Source organism: Saccharothrix violaceirubra (assembly GCF_014203755.1).
GTDB classification, from domain to species: domain Bacteria; phylum Actinomycetota; class Actinomycetes; order Mycobacteriales; family Pseudonocardiaceae; genus Actinosynnema; species Actinosynnema violaceirubrum.
Genome location: NZ_JACHJS010000001.1, coordinates 6,369,725 through 6,388,068, shown reverse-complemented (window position 1 = coordinate 6,388,068; position 18,344 = coordinate 6,369,725). Strand labels below are relative to the sequence as shown.

Below are 18,344 nucleotides of genomic sequence, written 5' to 3'. Positions count from 1 at the left end.
GGGACGGGTCCCGCGGTCACGTCCGGCCACCCGGCCCGCGTCGACGCGCGAGCCGGTCAAGGACTCCCCGCGGTCGGCTTGGCTCCGGGCCGGCCCGCCAGGGGGATGTCGGCGAAGCGCAACGCGACGCCGAGCACCTCCAGATCCGCACCGAGTTCGAGCAGGTCGGCCATCGTCGCGGCGGGCAGGTCGGCCACGGGCAGGCCACCCGGGACGGCGAGCACGACCGTCGCCGTCCGACAACGGGGTTCCGCACCGACACGGTGGCCCAGGCGCAGGTCCCACATCGCCGCCCTGGCCCGGTCGAACACGTCGGGCGTCGGCCGGGCCACGTGCACGAGTTCGTCGTCGGGCCCGACGAGGCCGACCGGTTCGACGGTCGTGAAGCCCGGCGTCCGGGCGGCCACGCGGTCGCGGTAGCGCTCCTCGTCGTCGGTCGGCGCCCAGTCGGGCAGGCCGAGGTCGCGGCGCCGGCGCAGCAGATCTTCGACGCGGGACCGCAGGTCGGCGGCGGTGTCCGCGTCCAGCCGGTACCAGTGGCCCTGGTGCAGGCAGTACCGGTCGCCGTCGACGCGGGTCTCGAACGCGATCCAGCGGTCGAGCGCGATCGGCCCGGTGAACAGCGCCTGGGCGTCCGCGTCCGCGCACGGGATCAGCCTGGCCTGCCGGAGTTCGCCGACGCGGGTCCCCTTGCACAGCAGGGCGAACCGGTCGACGACGTGGTCGACGGCGAGGGGCCCGTCGACGCGCAACGGGCCGTAGCCGCCGATGTCGTTGCTGCGGAACGACCGGGTGCGGTCGGCGTAGGGCCGGGCGCCGGAAGGCCACCGCACGTCGACCCGGTCGGTGCCGCCGCCGCCGAGCGCGTCCGCGAGCCGGTCCTCCAGCAGGAGCCGGACCGGGTCGTCGTCGGCGAGGTCGAGCGGTCCGCCGACGAGTCGGCGCAGGGGCGGGTGCTCGTCGGTCATCGTCCGCAGGACCTCCCGCAGGTCGGCGAAGAACCGGTCGGCCCGCCCGGTGGACGCGGTGCCGACGACGCGCGTGAGGAGCCGGACGACGTGCGGCTCGACGCCGGGGGACCGGTGGTCGATCGCGGTGCCGTCGAGCAGACGGACGCCGTGGCCCCACGTCGCGGCGAACACGCGGTCGTCGACCCGGACCAGGACGACGACGGCGGACGGCCGGGTGCGGTCGTCGTCGAGCACCCCTTCGACCCGGTACGCCTCCACGCCGTCGAGGGTCACGGGTCCGGCGAACACGACTAGCACGTGGTCGTCGTCCACCAGGTAGTCGGCCAGTCCGCGGCCCGCGTGCAGGCGGTGGAGGGTCGTCGGGCGGGTCGGGTCTTCGATCCGGGCCAATGAGGTCGTCCTTTGCGCTTTTGTGAGCGGTGTCCGGGGAGTCTGCCCGACTATCAGGTGAAAATGACTCGCGAAGGAAGGAATTTCGCCGAATGGCCTCAAGGTGCGCCCAGCGGCGGTGCGTCGAACGGTCGAGCCGATGTGGCGGCCAGGAGTCAGGGGTCGTCCCGGTAGTCCGGTCGTCGGCATTCGGGTGAGGAACTCCCCAACCCTTCACTCGATAGTGTGACTGTCGGGGATGAATGCCCGATTCCGGTAATTCCGTCCCGTGATCGCCCTCGACGAGCGGTCGACGTCGCCCGTTCGGCGCGAGGGAGTACCGATGCGCTCGGACTGGTGTTCGAGAGTGTCGGTCCCCGGCGGTACGGTGCGCCGGTGCGTTTCGTGGCAGATCTCCACATCCATTCGAAGTACTCCCGCGCGTGCAGTCGCGACTGCGACCTCGAACACCTGACCTGGTACGCGCGCCGCAAAGGCATCGCCCTGGTCGGCACGGGCGACTTCACCCACCCGGCGTGGTACGACCACCTGCGCGACACGCTCGTGCCCGCCGAACCCGGCGTGTTCCGGCTGAACGACGCCCTGGACCGGGACGTCGACCGCCGCCTGCCGCCACGCCTGGCCGGTGCGCCCGTCCGGTTCATGCTGTCCGTCGAGATCTCCACGATCTACAAGCGCGGCGACCGCACCCGCAAGGTCCACCACCTCGTCTACATGCCCGACCTGGAGTCCGCCGCCGAGTTCAACCGCCGGCTCGCGAAGATCGGCAACCTCGGCTCCGACGGCCGCCCGATCCTGGGCCTGGACTCGCGCGACCTCCTGGAGATCACGCTGGAGTGCGGCGGCTACCTGGTGCCCGCGCACGTATGGACGCCGTGGTTCGCCGTCCTGGGCTCGAAATCCGGGTTCGACGCGATCGAGGACTGCTACGCCGACCTCGCCGACCACGTCTTCGCGATCGAGACCGGCCTGTCCAGCGACCCGGAGATGAACTGGCGCATCTCGGGCCTGGACCGCTACCGGCTGGTGTCGAACTCGGACGCGCACTCGCCGCCCATGCTCGGCCGCGAGGCCACGCTGTTCGACACCGATCTCGACTACTACTCGGTGAAACGCGCGCTGGAGACCGGCGAGGGCCACGCGGGTTCGCTGGAGTTCTTCCCCGAGGAGGGCAAGTACCACGTCGACGGGCACCGCAAGTGCGACGTGCGCATGGAACCCAAGGAGACCATCGCGCACAAGGGGATCTGCCCCGAGTGCGCCAAGCCGCTGACCGTCGGCGTGCTCAGCCGCGTGGAGGAACTCGCCGACCGCGACGAGGGGTTCCGGCCCGAGGGCGCCGCCGGGTTCCGCAACCTCGTGCCGCTGCCGGAGATCATGAGCGAGATCGTCGGCACGGGGCCCAAGAGCAAGAAGGTGCTCGCCGAGATCGACAAGCTGACCGCCGCGCTCGGCCCGGAGCTGGAGATCCTGCGGGACGTGCCGGTCGACGACGTCGAGCCGCACTCGCCGCTGCTGGCCGAGGCCCTGACCCGGCTGCGGCGCGGCGAGGTGATCCGCGACGCCGGGTACGATGGCGAGTACGGCGTGATCCGCGTGTTCGAGCCCGGCGAACTCGACCGGCGCAAGGCGTCGTTCTCGCTGTTCGAGGTCGCCGCGCCCACACCTCCCAAGGCCACGCGCCCGGCACCCGAACCCAGGCCCGCACCCGCGCCCAGGCCCGCGGCCGTGCCCGCGTCCAAGTCCGTGTCCGCGACCCCGCACCCCGTAAGCGTTTCGCTGCTCGACGGCCTCGACCCCGACCAGCGCGCCGCCGCGGCGACCACGTCCGGCCCGCTGCTGATCGTCGCCGGTCCGGGCACGGGCAAGACCCGCACGCTCACGCACCGGATCGCGCACCTGGTCACCGACCACGGCGTGCCGCCCGAGCAGTGCCTCGCGATCACGTTCACCCGCCGCGCCGCCGAGGAGATGGCCGAACGCCTCGAAGCGCTCGTCCCCGCGCACGCCGCCCGGCTGACGATCGCCACCTTCCACTCGCTGGGCGTCCTGCTGCTGCGCGAACTCCACGACCGCGTCGGGCTGGGCGCCGACTTCGGCATCGCCGACCCGGACCGGCGGCTGGAGATCGCGCTGGAGATCACGGGTGACGCGAAGCAGGCGAAGCGGCTGATCGAGGAACGCGACGAGCGCTACCTGAAGGCGTTGCGCGCCTTGGACCTGGTGGACTTCGACGACCTGGTGACCGTCCCCCTCGCACTGCTCGCCGATGACCCGGACCTGGTCGACCGCTACCGTGACCGGTTCCGGTGGATCTCCGTCGACGAGTACCAGGACGTCGACGAGCAGCAGTACCGGCTGCTGCGGCTGCTCGCCCCGGCCGACGGAAACCTCACCGCGATCGGCGACCCGGACCAGGCGATCTACCGCTTCCGCGGCGCGGACGTCGGGTTCTTCCTGCGGTTCAAGCACGACTTCCCGACCGCGCGCGAGGTCCACCTGACCCGCAACTACCGCTCCAGCGCCCGCGTGGTCGCCGGTGCCCTCCAGGTGATCGAGCCGACGACGCTGGTGCCGGGCCGGGAACTGCGGCCGATGGGCGAGCACGGCGACGCGCGCATCGGCCTGCACCGGGCGGTGTCCGAGCAGGCCGAGGCCGTGTTCGTGGCGCGGACGATCGAGCGGGTCATCGGCGGCGCGTCGTTCCACGCGCTCGACAGCGGCCGGGTCGTCGAGGACGGCACGCAGGGGCTCGGGTTCTCCGACTTCGCCGTGCTCTACCGGACGGACCGGCAGTCCCGGGCCCTGGTCGAGGCGTTGACGACCTCGGGCCTGCCCTTCCAGAAGCGGTCGCACGACCGGCTGCTCGACCGGCCGGGCGTGGCGCGGATCGTGCGCGAGCTGACGTTCACGCCGGGCGACACGGTCGCCGACCGGGTGCGCGCGGTCGCGGGCGACGACCACACCGCGTACGAACTGCTCAAGCCGCTGGCCGCCGAGTGCGGCGCGGACTTCGAGCGGTTCCACACCGAGCTGTCCGTCGGCGTCGAGGTCGACACGCTCGACCCGCGCGCGGACCGCGTCTCGCTGCTGACCCTGCACGCGGCGAAGGGGCTGGAGTTCCCGGTGGTGTTCGTCGTCGGGTGCGAGGACGGGCTGCTGCCGCTGCGGTGGCCGGGTGCACCGGCATCGGAAGAAGAGACGAACGAGGAGCGCCGGTTGCTCTTCGTGGGCATGACGCGTGCGCAGCGTCACCTCTTTTTGAGCCATTCGGCGGCACGACCGCCGTCACCGTTTCTGGTTCCGTTGAAGGAGATCGAGCGCATCGGCGACGCATCGCCTCGTCGGCGCAGGCAGGGCACCCAACTCAGCCTGCTGTGATCCCTGGTCTCAAGATCATAAAAGGACCAGACCATAACGCGGTGATATGACCCGTCTGGAATATCCCCTGTCCGGCTTGTCTGACTAGCGTCATGGCACGGCCCCGCAAACCCACACTGTGTCCCCACCCCCTGCAAGGAGCACAGCGGATGACTCGACGCATTGCCGCCGCCGTCGCGGTTGTTGTCGTGAGTGCTGCCGGCGTGGCAGTCGCACTCACCAGCAGCGCGACCGCCGGCCCGCCTACGCAACCGGCGGACAGCGCCATGATCGCGGCCATGGCCCGCGACTTCGGCATCACGACCGACCAGGCCCGCGACCGCCTCGTCCGCGAGGACGCCGCGAGCCGCACCGAGGGCGACCTGAAGGCCAAGCTCGGCCCGGCCTACGCCGGTGCGTGGCTCAACGGTGACGCCTCCCAGCTCACCGTCGCCGCCACCAGCGACAGCCAGATCCAGACGATCCGCAACGCCGGCGCCACGCCGAAGCTGGTCAAGAACAACCTGGGCACGCTCGACGCGCTCAAGACCAAGCTCGACAACAACGCGCGCAAGGTCACCAAGGCCGTGCCGGGTTGGTACGTCGACGTGCAGAACAACACGGTCGTCGTGCTCACGCGCGACACCGCCGGCGCCAAGCAGTTCGTCAAGAGCGCGGGCGTGAACGAGGCGGACGTCCGCTTCGAGCAGTCCGTCGAGGACCCGAAGCCGTACATCGACGTGGTCGGCGGCAACGCCTACTACATCGGCAGCGGCTCGCGGTGCTCCGTCGGCTTCTCCGTGACCAACGGCGGCTTCGTCACCGCCGGCCACTGCGGCACCCAGGGCGCGTCCACGACGCAGCCCAGCGGTTCGTTCGCCGGTTCCAGCTTCCCGGGCAACGACTACGCCTGGGTCCGCGTCTCGGCCGGCAACACGATGAAGCCCGAGGTCAACCGGTACCCCGGCACCGTCCAGGTGAATGGCTCGACCGAGGCCGCCGTCGGCGCGTCGGTCTGCCGCTCGGGTTCGACCACCGGCTGGCACTGCGGCACCATCCAGCAGAAGAACGCCTCCGTGAGCTACCAGGAGGGCACGGTCACGGGCCTGACCCGGACCAACGCCTGCGCCGAGCCCGGTGACTCCGGTGGCTCGTGGCTGGCAGGCGACCAGGCCCAGGGCGTCACGTCCGGCGGCTCGGGCACCTGCTCGGGCGGCACGCCGGTCATGTACTTCCAGCCGGTCAACGAGATCCTCCAGGCGTACGGCCTGACCCTGATGACCAGCGGTGGCGGTGGCACGACGACCACCAACCCGACCGGTCCCACGGGTCCGACCGGCCCGACCAACCCGGGCAACACGACCTGGAAGCAGGGCACGGCCTACGCGGCCGGTGCCACGGTGACCTACAACGGCGCGAACTACCGGTGCCTGCAGGGCCACACGGCCCAGCCCGGTTGGGAACCGCCGTCGGTGCCCGCTTTGTGGCAGCGCGTGTGATCTAGCGGCAAGGCACACGCGGAGGAGGGGTCCGGCTTCGGCCGGGCCCCTTTTCCGCGCGTCGCGGGGACGGGCCGCGCGGAAGCGGACCCGTGCGAACCCAGCCGACCGCGCGTGGGAGCGCCTGCTCGGCCACGGGCGCCGACGTGGCGTACCGGACGCCGACCGCGCCCGCGGAACGCTGGACCGTCTCCACCACCCGGCCGCGCACGCCGGGGACGGGGCGGCCGTTTCCGCGCGTCGTGGTACGGGATCGTGCGTCCGGGCGACTGGATGCGGACCACGCCGTCCGAGTGGACCGGTTGCGACACCGGTCACCCGTACCCTGAGAGGCGACGAGAAGGGGTGGTGGGAGGCGTGGCGCTGGCCGAGTCGTTGCTCGCGTGGCTGCACGGCTGGGCCGGGGTGCCGCTGTGCTTCGGCGACTGGGCCTGGACGACGACCGCGATGGGCGCGCTCATCGGCGTGCTGCCGACCGTGGCCGCGCTGCTGTCGATCGGTGTGCGGCGGATCGTGGGCAACTCGTACGGCCCGATCACCGGCGGCCTGTTCGCGGTGCTGGGCGTGGTGAGCACGCTCGTGCTCCCGTGGGTCCTGTTCTCCAACACCTTCCACGCGCTCGACGACCGGACGCTGCCCGGCATCGGCTCGTTGGACGAGTCGCCGTGCGTGGCGTTCACACAGCAGGAGTACCTGGTGGACGCGCCGTCGATCTACCGCGCGATCACCAACCAGGAAGGGGCGCTGTTCCTGGGTGCGGCGTGCGTCACGGCACTGCTCGCGTTGCTGTGCCTGCTCTTCGTGATGACGCAGGCGGGTTCGGCCTTCCGACTCGGCCCGTCGTGGCCGCGCCGGGTGTTCTGGCCGCCGTTCGCGTTCCTCCTCGTGGCCGTGTCGGCACTGCCCGTGACGATGGTCGGCCACCTGCTGCTCGGATTCTTCCCGATTGCGCTGATCGGCTCCCTGGTCGTGCGTGTTTTCGGGTTGACTACCGCCATGCTGAACCGTCCCGGCCGCGACCGCGGCACCCCGCCGGCTCCCCAGGGGCAGCCTCACCAGCCGAGCCGGCCCCAGCAGCAACCGCAGCAGCAGCCCCGGCAGTCGAACCAGCCGCCGCCCGCACCCCTGGGGCCCGGCCAGAAGCCGCCGCCGTACCAGCCCGCGCAGATCCCGCCGTACCAGCCCGTGCCGCCGTACCGGCCGACGCCGCCGCAGCGCCACTACCCGCCGACGCGGGTCGCCGAGGTGCCGCCGGTGAACCGGCCCCAGCAGACCCCGCCGCCCACGCGCGTGGACCAGCCGTCGCAGCAGCCCGCGCCCACGCGCGTCGAGCAGCCGTCGCAGCAGCCCGCGCCGCTGGCCAACACGCCGGGACCGCTGCCGTTCGGGCCCGAGAGCGGCAACCACGAGGCCCCGAGTTCGCCGGTGTCGGGCAAGGTGTGGAACCCGGCGGGCGGCCGGTTCCGCCGCGTGCGGCAGCTCGGCAGCGGCGGCTTCGGCACCGTGTGGCTGGCCGTGGACACCCAGCTCGACCGGACCGTCGCGGTCAAGCTCGCGCACGCGCCGGACAACGACACCGAGCAGCGCATGCTGCGCGAGGCCCGTGCGCTGGCGGCCGTGCGCCACCCCAACTGCGTGCGCGTGTTCGACATCGTCCAGGACCCGGACGGGCTGGCGATCGTCATGGAGTACATCGACGGCGCCGCGCTGTCGGACGTGGTCGTGAAGAACGGCCTGCTCCAGGACGCGTTCGCGGCCCGGCTGTGGGTGACGATGGCCGACGCCCTGGCCGCCGCGCACGACCGCGGCGTGCTGCACCGGGACGTGAAGCCCTCCAACGTGATCGTCGACGGCGAGGGCAACGCGCACCTGATCGACTTCGGCATCGCGCGGGCCAAGGGCGACACGACCCTGACCGCCACCGGCATGATGGTCGGCACGCCCGACTTCCTGGCGCCGGAGACCGCACGCGGCGAGAACGCCACGCCCGCCTCGGACGCGTGGCAGCTGGCCGCGACCGTGAGCTACGCGCTGACCGGGCACCCGCCGCGCGGGTCGCGGGAGAACCCGATCTCGTCGCTGATGGCCGCCGCCAAGGGCGAGCCGTGCGTGAAGCTGCCCCAGCTCAGCGCGCACCACCGCCTGCTCACCAACGCCCTGGACCAGGACCCCAAGCGCCGTCCCACCCTGGCCCAGATCCGCGGCGAGCTGACCTCGTACCTGTCCCGCACGGGTGTGAGCAAGGAAGGTCCCGTCACGCGGATGATCGACCGCCCCGAACCCCCGACCCGGCCGGTCCGCTAGTCAGCACGCGCCGGGTCGCCAGCGCGGCGACCGCCAGCGTCACGGGCACGAGCAGCAGCAGACCGTTGAACGCCAACACGACCGCGTTCAGCACCAGCGCGGACGCGGCACACCGGCGCAGCCACCCCGACGGCAGCAACCGCACCGCCGCCGCCATGCCCGCACCCGTGACGGCCGTCAGCACGACGGCCGTCACGCGCATGACCTCGTCCAGCGGCACGGACCACAGCACGGCCGCCGCCACCACGCACAGGACGCCCAACACGCCCAGGCTCCGCGTTTCCCGGCCGAACCACGCCGGCAACGCGCGCTCCCGCGCCAGCGCCACGCCCAACCGCACGCCGCCCGCGATGTAGGTGTTGATCGCGCCGAACGTCAACGCCACCGCGACCGCCGCCGTCACCGGCCGCACGCCCGACCCGAAAGCGCGTTCCAGCAGCGTCGCGACCGGCGCGTCCCCCTCGACGCCGACGGTCACGATGGCCAGTCCCAGGTACAGCACACCGACCACGACCAGCGCGGACAGCGTGACCCGGCGCGGCGAGCCGATCTCGCCGGACAGGTGGCTGGCCGCCTCCCAGCCGGAGAACGCGTAGAACAGCACGGTCGCCGCCGACCCGACCGCCCACCAGCCGTGCGGCGCGAACGGCGTGAACCCGCCCACGCGGGGCAACGCCGTCACCACGACCACCGCCAACACCACGACCAACGCGCCGACCAGCACGAGCTGCACGCGTCCGGTCACCCGCAGTCCCGCGAGGTTCGTGCCGAACGCCGCCACCAGCAGCACCACGGCCACCAGCCGCGCGTCCACGCCGAGCGCCTCGACGTACGACCCGCCCACCAACGCGCCGCCCAGCACCCCGACCGGCACACCGCACGCGTAGAACCACCAGCCGACCGGCGCACCGGCGGCCGGGCCGAACGCGTGCACCACGTACCCCGCGACACCGCCGCCGCCCGGGTACCGCTCACCCAGCGCCGCGAACGACAGCGCCACCGGCACGCTCACCGCGAGCAGCACCGCCCACGCCACCAGCGCGGCCGGTCCCGCCGCGCGCGTCGCCGCCGCCGGCAACGCCAACACCCCCGGCCCGAGCACGCCCCCGAGCACCAACGCCGTCGCCTGTCCCACCCCGAGTCGCACGGGCCCAAGCTAGGGACGGCCACCGGCCCGGAACCGCCGTCCCGAACAACATTCGCCGCGCACCTGGCACGATTCGGCCGTGGACGAAGTGGATTCGGCGATCCTGCGGGAACTCCAAACGGATGCCCGGATCACCAACCGCGACCTGGCCGCCCGCGTGGGGATCGCGCCGTCCACGTGCCTGGAACGCGTCCGCGTGCTGCGCAACCGGGGCGTGCTCAAGGGGTTCCACGCCGAGGTCGACCTCAAGGCGCTCAACCGGTCGGTCGAGGCGCTGGTGGCCGTGCGCGTGCGCCCGCTGTCCCGGGCCGAGGTCGCCGAGTTCGAGCGGACCCTGATCGCGTTGCCCGAGGTGCTGACCGTGTACACGACCTCGGGCGTCGACGACTTCGTCGTGCACGTGGCCGTGCGCGACATGGAGCACATGCACACCTTCGTCGTCGACCGGCTGGGCGGACGGCGCGAGGTGGTCGGCTACCGCAGTTCGATGATCTACCTGAGCACGAAGACGCCGGCGATCACCGAACTCCACTAGCGCCAGGAGGGCAGCCAGCGCTGGGCGTCCCACATCTCCGGGGTGATCGGGATGCCGTTGAGGATCGGCCACAGCCACACGAAGTTGGCCACGACCAGGCCCACGTACAGGGCGACGACGAGCAGACCCGTGCCCCGTCGTTCCTTTCCGGCCTTCTTCGCGCCGAGGATGTCGCCCAACGCCAACGTGATGCCCAGGACCAGGAACGGTGCCATGGGCATCGCGTAGAAGTAGTACATCTGCCGGTCGACGTTGGTGAACCACGGCAGGAAGCCCGCGCCGTAGCCGACGAGCACGGCCGCGTACCGCCAGTCGAGCTGCGCGATCGACTTCCACAGCGCCCAGGCCAGGACCGGGAACGCGAGCCACCACATGGCGGGCGTGCCGACGAGCATGATCGCGCCGACGCACGTGGCCGCGCCGCAACCCGTCGTCGTGCCCTCGTAGTAGTAGAGCATCGGTCGCAGCCCCATGGGCCACGTCCACGGCTTCGACTCCCACGGGTGCTTGTTGGTCTCGGTCGTCAACAGCTTGGTGTGGAACTCCAACACGTTCGAGCTGTTGTACCAAAGCGCGCGCAACGGGTCCGGGATCCAGGAGTCGCCGGTCACCTTGACCCCGACGATGTGCCGGTCGATGCCGGTCTCGCTGCCGAACCACGCCCACCACGTGGCGACGTACGCCAGGATCGGCAGCAGCGCCAACGCCAACAGCGACGGCAGCAGGTCCTTGGCGAACGAGCCGAGCCACGGCCGTTCCACACCCGCCGCGCGCCGGGCCGTGGCGCTCCAGAACATCGACAGCACGCCGAAGAACAGGATGAACCAGGCGCCCGACCACTTCACGCCGCACGCGAGGCCCAGCGAGATCCCGGCCGCGAACCGCCACCACCGGAAGCCCAGCCACGGCCCGAACGGCGAGTTGCCGACCCAGCCCTCGCGGACCGCGATCGCCAGCCGTGCCCTGATCTGCTCCCGGTCGGCCACGAGGCACGCGAACGACACGACGACGAACAGCGTGATGAAGCTGTCCAGCATGCCCATGCGGGACTGCACGTGACTGAGGCCCTCGGCGATCATCAGCACGCCCGCGATCGCCGCGAGCAGGTCCGACCGCGTCAGCCGGCGCGCGATCCGTATCACGAGCAGGATCACGACCGTGCCCGCCAGCGCCGATGCGAACCGCCAGCCGACCCCGTCGTACCCGAACAGCCACTCGCCGATCGCGATGAGCTGCTTGCCCAGCGGCGGGTGCACGATCAGCTCGTACCCGGGGTTGTCCTCGTACCCGCCGTTGCGCAACACCTGTGCCGCTTGGGGCACGTAGTGCTTCTCGTCGAACATCGGGGTGCCCTTGTCGGTCGGGAACCCCAGGTTCCAGAACCGGACCACACCGCCGATCAGGGCGACGGCCAGTGTCACGAGCCAGCCGCGCAGGGCACTGCTCGTGGGGCCGGGTTCGAGCTGGTCCGCGCGCGCGGCGCGGTCGTTGCCCGGAGGCGGGCTCGTCGGCGGCACTTCGCCGACGCCGACCACGTCGTCGTCTGCGGACTGCGGTGCGATCAGGCTCACGGTAGGGGATCGTAAGGTGAGTGGTGTGAGTCCCGTATCTGGCCGTTTGGTTCTGGCCGCTACGCCACTTGGCGACATCCGCGATGCTTCCCGCCGCCTGATAGACCTTCTGACCTCGGCGGATGTGGTCGCGGCCGAGGACACGCGACGACTGCGCGCTCTCGCTTCGGCACTCGAAGTGACCATTGCCGGCCGCGTGGTGAGCTTCTACGACCAGGTCGAGCTGTCCCGACTGCCCGGACTGCTGGAGGCGATGCGCACGGGCTCGACCGTCGTGCTCGTGACGGACGCCGGGATGCCCAGCGTCTCCGACCCCGGCTACCGGCTGGCGGCGGCGTGCGCGGACGAGGGCATCCCGGTCACGTGCGCGCCCGGACCTTCCGCCGTGACCACCGCGCTGGCCGTCTCGGGCCTGCCGTCGGACCGCTTCTGCTTCGAGGGTTTCCCACCGCGCAAGGGCGGCGAGCGCCAACGCTGGTTCGCGGCTTTGGTGCGCGAACCCCGCACCACCGTGTTCTTCGAGTCCCCGCACCGGTTGGCGGCGACGTTGGCCGACGCCGTGACGGTGCTGGGCGGCGACCGGCGTGCCGCCGTGTGCCGCGAGTTGACCAAGACGTACGAGGAGGTCCGCCGGGGCACGCTGGCCGAACTGGCGGCGTGGGCGGAGGCCGGCGCGCGCGGCGAGATCACCGTCGTCCTGGCCGGCGCGGACCCCGAACCCGCACCGGCGTTGGAGGACCTGGTCGCCGAGGTGAAGCGCCGCGTCGCCGAGGGCGAACGCCTGAAGGTGGCCGCCGCCGAGGTCGCCGAACGGTCCGGCGTGGGCAAGAAGGCGCTTTACGACGCGGTGGTGGGGTCGTAGCCCCGGCACGGTGAATCCGGCCGCGATTCCACTGCGGACCTGCCATGGTCAGGTGTGGCCCTGTTGCGGGACGTGGTCGACCGGTGTCGGCGGGTGATCGACCTCGGCCGGGCGGTCCGGGCGCTGCTGGTCGGGGTCGCGGACTCGTCCGGGGAGGTCGCCTGCACGCTCGCCGGGGTCTTCGCGGGCAGCTCGCGTGACGACGTGTGGGAGACCGTGGGTCTGTTCCGCAGGTCCGAGGACGAGGCCGTGGCGCTCCTGGCGACCTTGTCGGCTGCCGAGGACGCGGTGGCCGCGACGATCTCCGGTCTGATCGGCTTCGACCGTGGCGGCGCGCCCGTCTACGACGTCCCGACCCGACCTCCGGCGTGGACCCTGCCCACCCACCCCCTGCACCCCGGACTGGACGAGCACCTGTTCGTCGGCCATGTGCGGGGCGGCCGGCTCAGCGGCTACCACCGCCACGACCCGACGACCGGTACCGTGCTCTCGGCCGTCCTGCCCGAGGACCGGCGCGGTGTCTACGCGGCCGACGTGGACAAGCCCGTCACCGGCGGCCGGTTCGTGAGCAAGGCCCGGACCTCCCTGTTCCCCGCGACGTGGACCAAGGTCGAGATCGCGCACGCGGTGCGGACCGCCTTCGCCAACCGGCGGCCGAGCGTGCCACGACCGGGGCACGAGGTGACGGCGCGGTGGGAGGGGCACTACCGGGGTGTTCTCATCCGCGGGTACGTCATGTCGGGTCTGGACGCGAACACTGCCGGGATCGACGACGTGACGACGGCATGGCCGGTCCACGACTGGAGAGAGGGTGACGACCGGTGAAGGTCGAGATGGTCCGGGAGGCGAACCGGGTTGTCGTGCGTACCGACGACGAGGCCGAGGTGATCGAGGAGGTGTTCGAGGACACCCCGCTCTCCTTCCTCCGCGAAGCCGTCGAAGCCGCCCGCGCGCCGGAGCGGGTCCCGGACGACGAAGACGCCGCGTGGTGGGGTGGCAACTACACGCAGGTGACCGTGCGTCGGGCCGACGTCTTCCTGGAGAACCTCTACGACTTCCCCGAGGCCACGCTCACCCACGAGGAATTCATCCACCTCGTGACGCTCTACGACCAGGTCAAGCGCACCGGTGAGCCGGGGGAGTGGGCGCGGGCCTGACGTTCACCCCACCGAGGTGGGTCCGGTCGGGAAAGGACGCGACATGCTCCGTAGGCTTGCCCCATGAGTGCCCCCGTGTTGACCGCGGTGGCGTGGCCCTACGCCAACGGCCCCCGCCACATCGGCCACGTCTCCGGTATCGGTGTCCCGTCCGACCTCTTCTCGCGCTACCTGCGAATGTCCGGCCACCGGGTGCTCATGGTCAGCGGTTCCGACGAGCACGGCACGCCCACGTCGGTGCAGGCCGACAAGGAAGGCGTCACGCCGCGTCAGCTCGTCGACAAGTACCACCGCGTCATCGCCGAGGACATGCGCGGCCTCGGCGTCACCTACGACCTGTTCACCCGGACCACGACCGGCAACCACTACCAGGTCACCCAGGACGTCTTCACGGCCCTGTGGCGCAACGGCTACATCCTGCCGAAGACGACCACGGGCGCCATCAGCCCGTCGACCGGCCGTACGCTGCCCGACCGCTACATCGAGGGCACGTGCCCGATCTGCGGGTACGACGGCGCGCGCGGCGACCAGTGCGACAACTGCGGCAACCAGCTCGACCCGGCCGAGTTGCGCAACCCCCGGTCGAAGATCAACGGGGAGACGCCGAAGTTCGTCGAGACCGAGCACCTGTTCCTCGACCTGCCCGCGTTCACGCAGGTCATGGGCGAGTACCTGGGCAGCCGGGTCGACTGGCGGCCCAACGTCATCAAGTTCTCGTCGAACCTGCTCGGCGACCTGCGCCCGCGCGCCATCACGCGCGACCTGGACTGGGGTGTGCCGATCCCGCTCGACGGGTGGCGCGACCAGCCGTTGAAGCGGTTCTACGTGTGGTTCGACGCGGTCATCGGCTACCTGTCGGCCAGCGTCGAGTGGGCCCGCCGCTCCGGGAACCCGGACGCGTGGCAGGAGTTCTGGGGCAAGGACGCCCAGAGCTACTACTTCATGGGCAAGGACAACATCGTCTTCCACTCGCTGATCTGGCCGTCGATCCTCTACGGCCAGAACGGTCAGGGCGACAAGGGCGGCACGCCGGGCCGGTTCGGCACGCTCGACGTGCCCACCGAGGTCGTGTCCAGCGAGTTCCTCACCATGAGCGGCTCGAAGTTCTCCACCTCGCGCGGCCAGGTCATCTACGTCAACGACTTCCTGCGCGAGTTCGGCCCGGACGCGTTGCGCTACTTCATCGCGGTCGCCGGCCCCGAGAACCAGGACACCGACTTCACCTGGGACGAGTTCGTCCGGCGCACCAACTTCGAGCTGGCCAACGAGTGGGGCAACCTGGTCAACCGCTCGGTGTCGTTGGCGCACAAGAACAACGGCGCCGTGCCGAAGCCCGGCACGCCCACCGCCGCCGACGAAGAGCTGAAGGCGTTGGCGCGCGGTGCGTTCGACGTCGTCGGCGGGCACCTGCGCCGGTCCCGGTTCAAGGCCGCGGTCGGCGAGGCGATGCGCGTCGTCGGCGCGGCGAACCGGTACCTGTCCGACCAGGAACCGTGGAAGATGAAGGACGACCCGGACCGGCGCGACACCGTGCTGCACACCGCGCTCCAGGTCGTGCAGGACGCGAACACGCTGCTCACGCCGGTCATGCCGCACGCCGCGCAGAAGGTGCACGAGCTGCTCGGCGGCACGGGCGTGTGGGCGGCGCAGCCGGAGATCCGCGAGGTCGAGGACCTCGACGAAGCCGGGCGCGAGTACCCGGTGATCACCGGCGACTACACGGTCGAACAGGCCAAGTGGGGGTCGACGCCGATCGAGGTCGGCCGTCCGCTGGACAAGCCGAGCCCGCTGTTCGCCAAGCTCGACCCGGAGCTGGGCGAGACGGGCCCTGCCTGGGCGCCCATCGCCAAGTGACCAAGCGCCACGGCGAGCGACCGCCGGTGCCGGAAGCCCTTCCGGTGCCGGCGGTCGATTCGCACACCCACCTCGACGCGTGCGGTGCGAAGAACGCCGACGACGTCCGCGCACTTCTCGACCGCGCCGCGGCGGCGGGCGTGGACCGCGTGGTCACGGTGGCCGACGACCTGGCGTCCGCCAGGTGGGCCGCGGAGGCCGCCACCTGGGACGACCGGGTGTTCGCCGCCGTCGCGCTGCACCCCACCCGGACGTCGTCCTTCGGGGACGCCGAGCGCGCCGAGCTGACCGCGTTGGCGCGGCGGCCCCGGGTCGTGGCCATCGGCGAGACCGGGCTGGACTACTACTGGGACTACTCGTCCACAGCGGACCAGCACGCGGCTTTCCGTTGGCACATCGGGCTTTCCAAGCTCGTGGACAAGCCGTTGATGATCCACGACCGCGAGGCGCACGACGACATCCTCAAGATCCTCGACGAGGAGGGTGCGCCGTCCACTGTGGTGTTCCACTGCTTCTCCGGCGACCTCGCGTTCGCGCGGGCGTGCGTCGAGCGGGGCTTCGTGCTGTCGTTCGCGGGCACGGTGACCTTCCGCAACGCCCACGCGTTGCGCGAGGCCGCCAAGCGGACGCCCGCCGACCACGTGCTCGTGGAGACCGATGCCCCGTTCCTGACGCCTCACCCGTTTCGCGGGCGCCCGAACGAGCCCTACGCGGCCAACTACACACTGCGCGACCTTGCCACTTTGCGTGAAGTGGACCTCGGGGAGTTGGCAGCCACTGTCACCCGAAACGCCGAACGGGTGTTCCGACTCGGTGACGTTGCGGAGTCGTAGTGCTGGTTACGACGAACGGCCGACCCGGATCATCCCCTGATAGGGTGAGCGACGTCACAAGCTTCGTAGGGGTGTTTGCACAACCTCGCGACCTCCGTTACGGTCCCGTGACCGTGCCCCTCGAAGCGCAGGGGACGAACCCGTTGTCGGGGCGGGTACCGACGCCAGAAGCGACAAGACGAGTGAACACGCGGGAGCTGCCGGACTTCACGAGCTGGGCACCGACGGCGAACGCGCGCGAAGCACGGCTTTGCGCCTTCAGGAGGTAAGGAAACCCGTGAGTTCGTTCAACGAGGACACCGACTGGTTCACCCCGGTCAAGTCGACCTCGGTCGACGTGCTGGACAGACCGGAACCCTCCGAGTGGGACACCACGGTCTTCAGCATCACGCCGGACGACGTCCTGGAGGTCCTCGGACCCGACGCCGACGAGGTCCTGGCCAACGCGAACGTCGACGTCGACGAGCTGATCCGGCTCATCAACGCCGAGACCACGCTCCTGCCCCCGATCATCTTCCCGGACGAGGTCTCCCAGGCCGGCCCCGCGCTCGACGAACCCGACGCGCCGCCCGCCGCCCTGGTCGAGTCCGCCGGCAAGTGGAAGCGCCGCTTCCTCAAGGCCGCCGTGGCCGCCGTGCTGGTGAGCATCGGCGGTGGCACCGCGACCGCCTACGCCATGAACAAGGACGTGACCGTCGACATCGACGGCGAGGTCCGCACGGTCAGCACGTTCGACGACACCGTCGGCGAGATCCTCGCCGACGAGGGCATCGCCGTCGGCGAGCACGACGCCCTGAGCCCCTCGCCCCAGGCCGAGATCACCGACGGCGGTCGGATCACCCTCGACCGCGGGCGCCTGGTGAAGGCGACGGTCGACGGCGAGCAGCGCGAGGGCTGGGTCCGCTCGGTCAACGTCGGCGAGGCGCTCGACCAGCTCAAGGTCGACGACGAAGGCGCCTGGATCTCGCAGAACCGCGACATGGCCGTGCCGCTGGCCGGGCTGTCCGTCGAGGTCAAGACCCTCAAGACGATCACCCTGTTCGACGGCGCCAACGAGGCGCGCAAGCTCGACACGACGGCGTTGACCGTCGACGAGCTGCTCAAGACCGAGAACCTCAGCCTCGGCCCGGACGACAAGCTCGAGACCGCCGCCGACCTGCGCATCACCGACGGCGCCGAGGTCCACATCAGCCGGACCGGCGTGTCCGTGATCAACGCGACCGAGCCGATCCAGCCGCCGGTCGAAGAGGTCAAGGACGACACCCTGATGCGGGGTGAGAAGCAGGTCGTCGAGCCCGGTGAGGCCGGCGAGCAGATCGTCACCTACCGCGTGACCGTCAAGAACGGTAAGGAAGTCGGCCGCGAGAAGCTCGGCGTCAAGGTCACCAAGGAGCCGAAGGCCAAGAAGGTGAAGGTCGGCACCAAGCTCCCGCCGGACGGCGCGGTGTGGGACAAGCTCGCGCAGTGCGAGGCCACGGGCAACTGGGCCATCAACACCGGTAACGGCTACTACGGCGGCCTCCAGTTCGACAAGGGCACGTGGGACGCCTACGGCGGCTCCGCGTACGCCGCGTACCCGCACCAGGCCAGCCGCGAGCAGCAGATCGCCATCGCCACCAAGGTCCGCGACGCCCGCGGCGGCTACTCGGCGTGGCCCGCGTGCCAGGCGAAGCTGGGCCTGCCGTAACTGTGTTGAATTGCCGCGACTGTGTTTGATTGCCGCTCCTTCGTCGCGGCGGGCGTGGCCGCCTGAGTCGGCGTCTTCCCTCGCGAATCCGATCGCCGCTGCGCGGGGATCGGATTGGCTCAGTCCAGACACCAACGCGGCTACGCCGTGGTGGTTGGCCGGACCGGAGTCGGT

At 71.1% G+C, this 18,344-nt stretch carries 13 protein-coding genes; 10 read left to right on the top strand and 3 right to left on the bottom strand.

Translation table 11 applies throughout. The features are described from left to right. Positions 1 to 56: 56 nt before the first annotated feature. Positions 57 to 1,361 carry a TIGR04141 family sporadically distributed protein gene (locus tag F4559_RS29430; RefSeq protein ID WP_184674234.1) on the bottom strand — a complete coding sequence of 435 codons (1,305 nt, stop codon included), beginning with the start codon at positions 1,359 to 1,361 and terminating at the stop codon, positions 57 to 59. Positions 1,362 to 1,736: 375 nt separating this feature from the next. Here F4559_RS29430 and F4559_RS29425 point away from each other — a divergent pair, with 375 nt between their 5' ends. From F4559_RS29425 to F4559_RS29415, 3 genes are all read left to right on the top strand, one after another. Further along, the gene (locus tag F4559_RS29425) at positions 1,737 to 4,742 is read left to right on the top strand and encodes a UvrD-helicase domain-containing protein (protein ID WP_184674232.1); all 3,006 of its coding nucleotides are present in this window, start codon (positions 1,737 to 1,739) and stop codon (positions 4,740 to 4,742) included. Between the two features lie 203 nt (positions 4,743 to 4,945). Then, positions 4,946 to 6,220, top strand: coding sequence for a carbohydrate-binding protein (locus F4559_RS29420; protein ID WP_446689145.1), 1,275 nt, complete (start codon positions 4,946 to 4,948; stop codon positions 6,218 to 6,220). 357 nt (positions 6,221 to 6,577) lie between these two features. Continuing rightward, a complete protein-coding gene (locus tag F4559_RS29415; RefSeq protein WP_312865885.1) occupies positions 6,578 to 8,524 on the top strand; it encodes a protein kinase domain-containing protein in 1,947 nt (648 codons plus the stop codon). On the opposite strand, the gene F4559_RS29410 is transcribed toward F4559_RS29415, so the two are convergent. Next, a complete protein-coding gene (locus F4559_RS29410) occupies positions 8,475 to 9,671 on the bottom strand; it encodes an APC family permease (protein WP_184674226.1) in 1,197 nt (398 codons plus the stop codon). The genes F4559_RS29415 and F4559_RS29410 overlap by 50 nt on opposite strands. A gap of 79 nt (positions 9,672 to 9,750) precedes the next feature. Here F4559_RS29410 and F4559_RS29405 point away from each other — a divergent pair, with 79 nt between their 5' ends. After that, positions 9,751 to 10,206 carry an Lrp/AsnC family transcriptional regulator gene (locus F4559_RS29405; RefSeq protein WP_184674224.1) on the top strand — a complete coding sequence of 152 codons (456 nt, stop codon included), beginning with the start codon at positions 9,751 to 9,753 and terminating at the stop codon, positions 10,204 to 10,206. On the opposite strand, the gene F4559_RS29400 is transcribed toward F4559_RS29405, so the two are convergent. Further along, on the bottom strand, positions 10,203 to 11,777 hold the full coding sequence (locus F4559_RS29400; RefSeq protein ID WP_184674221.1) for a dolichyl-phosphate-mannose--protein mannosyltransferase: 1,575 nt from the start codon (positions 11,775 to 11,777) through the stop codon (positions 10,203 to 10,205). The genes F4559_RS29405 and F4559_RS29400 overlap by 4 nt on opposite strands. A 25-nt stretch (positions 11,778 to 11,802) precedes the next feature. On the opposite strand from F4559_RS29400, the gene rsmI reads away from it, so the two are divergent. The 6 genes from rsmI to F4559_RS29370 all read left to right on the top strand — a co-directional run bounded on the left by rsmI (position 11,803) and on the right by F4559_RS29370 (position 18,170). Further along, positions 11,803 to 12,639: a 16S rRNA (cytidine(1402)-2'-O)-methyltransferase gene (gene rsmI, locus F4559_RS29395; protein ID WP_184674210.1), complete on the top strand. Its 837-nt coding sequence runs from the start codon at positions 11,803 to 11,805 to the stop codon at positions 12,637 to 12,639. Positions 12,640 to 12,693: 54 nt separating this feature from the next. Continuing rightward, positions 12,694 to 13,464 carry an EndoU domain-containing protein gene (locus tag F4559_RS29390; protein WP_184674207.1) on the top strand — a complete coding sequence of 257 codons (771 nt, stop codon included), beginning with the start codon at positions 12,694 to 12,696 and terminating at the stop codon, positions 13,462 to 13,464. After that, positions 13,461 to 13,796 carry a hypothetical protein gene (locus tag F4559_RS29385; RefSeq protein ID WP_184674205.1) on the top strand — a complete coding sequence of 112 codons (336 nt, stop codon included), beginning with the start codon at positions 13,461 to 13,463 and terminating at the stop codon, positions 13,794 to 13,796. The genes F4559_RS29390 and F4559_RS29385 overlap by 4 nt, the downstream gene beginning before the upstream one ends. Positions 13,797 to 13,859: 63 nt before the next feature. Next, positions 13,860 to 15,650: a methionine--tRNA ligase gene (gene metG, locus F4559_RS29380; protein WP_184674203.1), complete on the top strand. Its 1,791-nt coding sequence runs from the start codon at positions 13,860 to 13,862 to the stop codon at positions 15,648 to 15,650. Further along, positions 15,647 to 16,483, top strand: a complete 837-nt coding sequence (locus F4559_RS29375) for a TatD family hydrolase (protein WP_184674200.1) — start codon at positions 15,647 to 15,649, stop codon at positions 16,481 to 16,483. The genes metG and F4559_RS29375 overlap by 4 nt, the downstream gene beginning before the upstream one ends. 277 nt (positions 16,484 to 16,760) lie before the next feature. Further along, a complete protein-coding gene (locus F4559_RS29370) occupies positions 16,761 to 18,170 on the top strand; it encodes a resuscitation-promoting factor (protein ID WP_184674198.1) in 1,410 nt (469 codons plus the stop codon). The last annotated feature ends 174 nt before the right edge of the window (positions 18,171 to 18,344 follow it).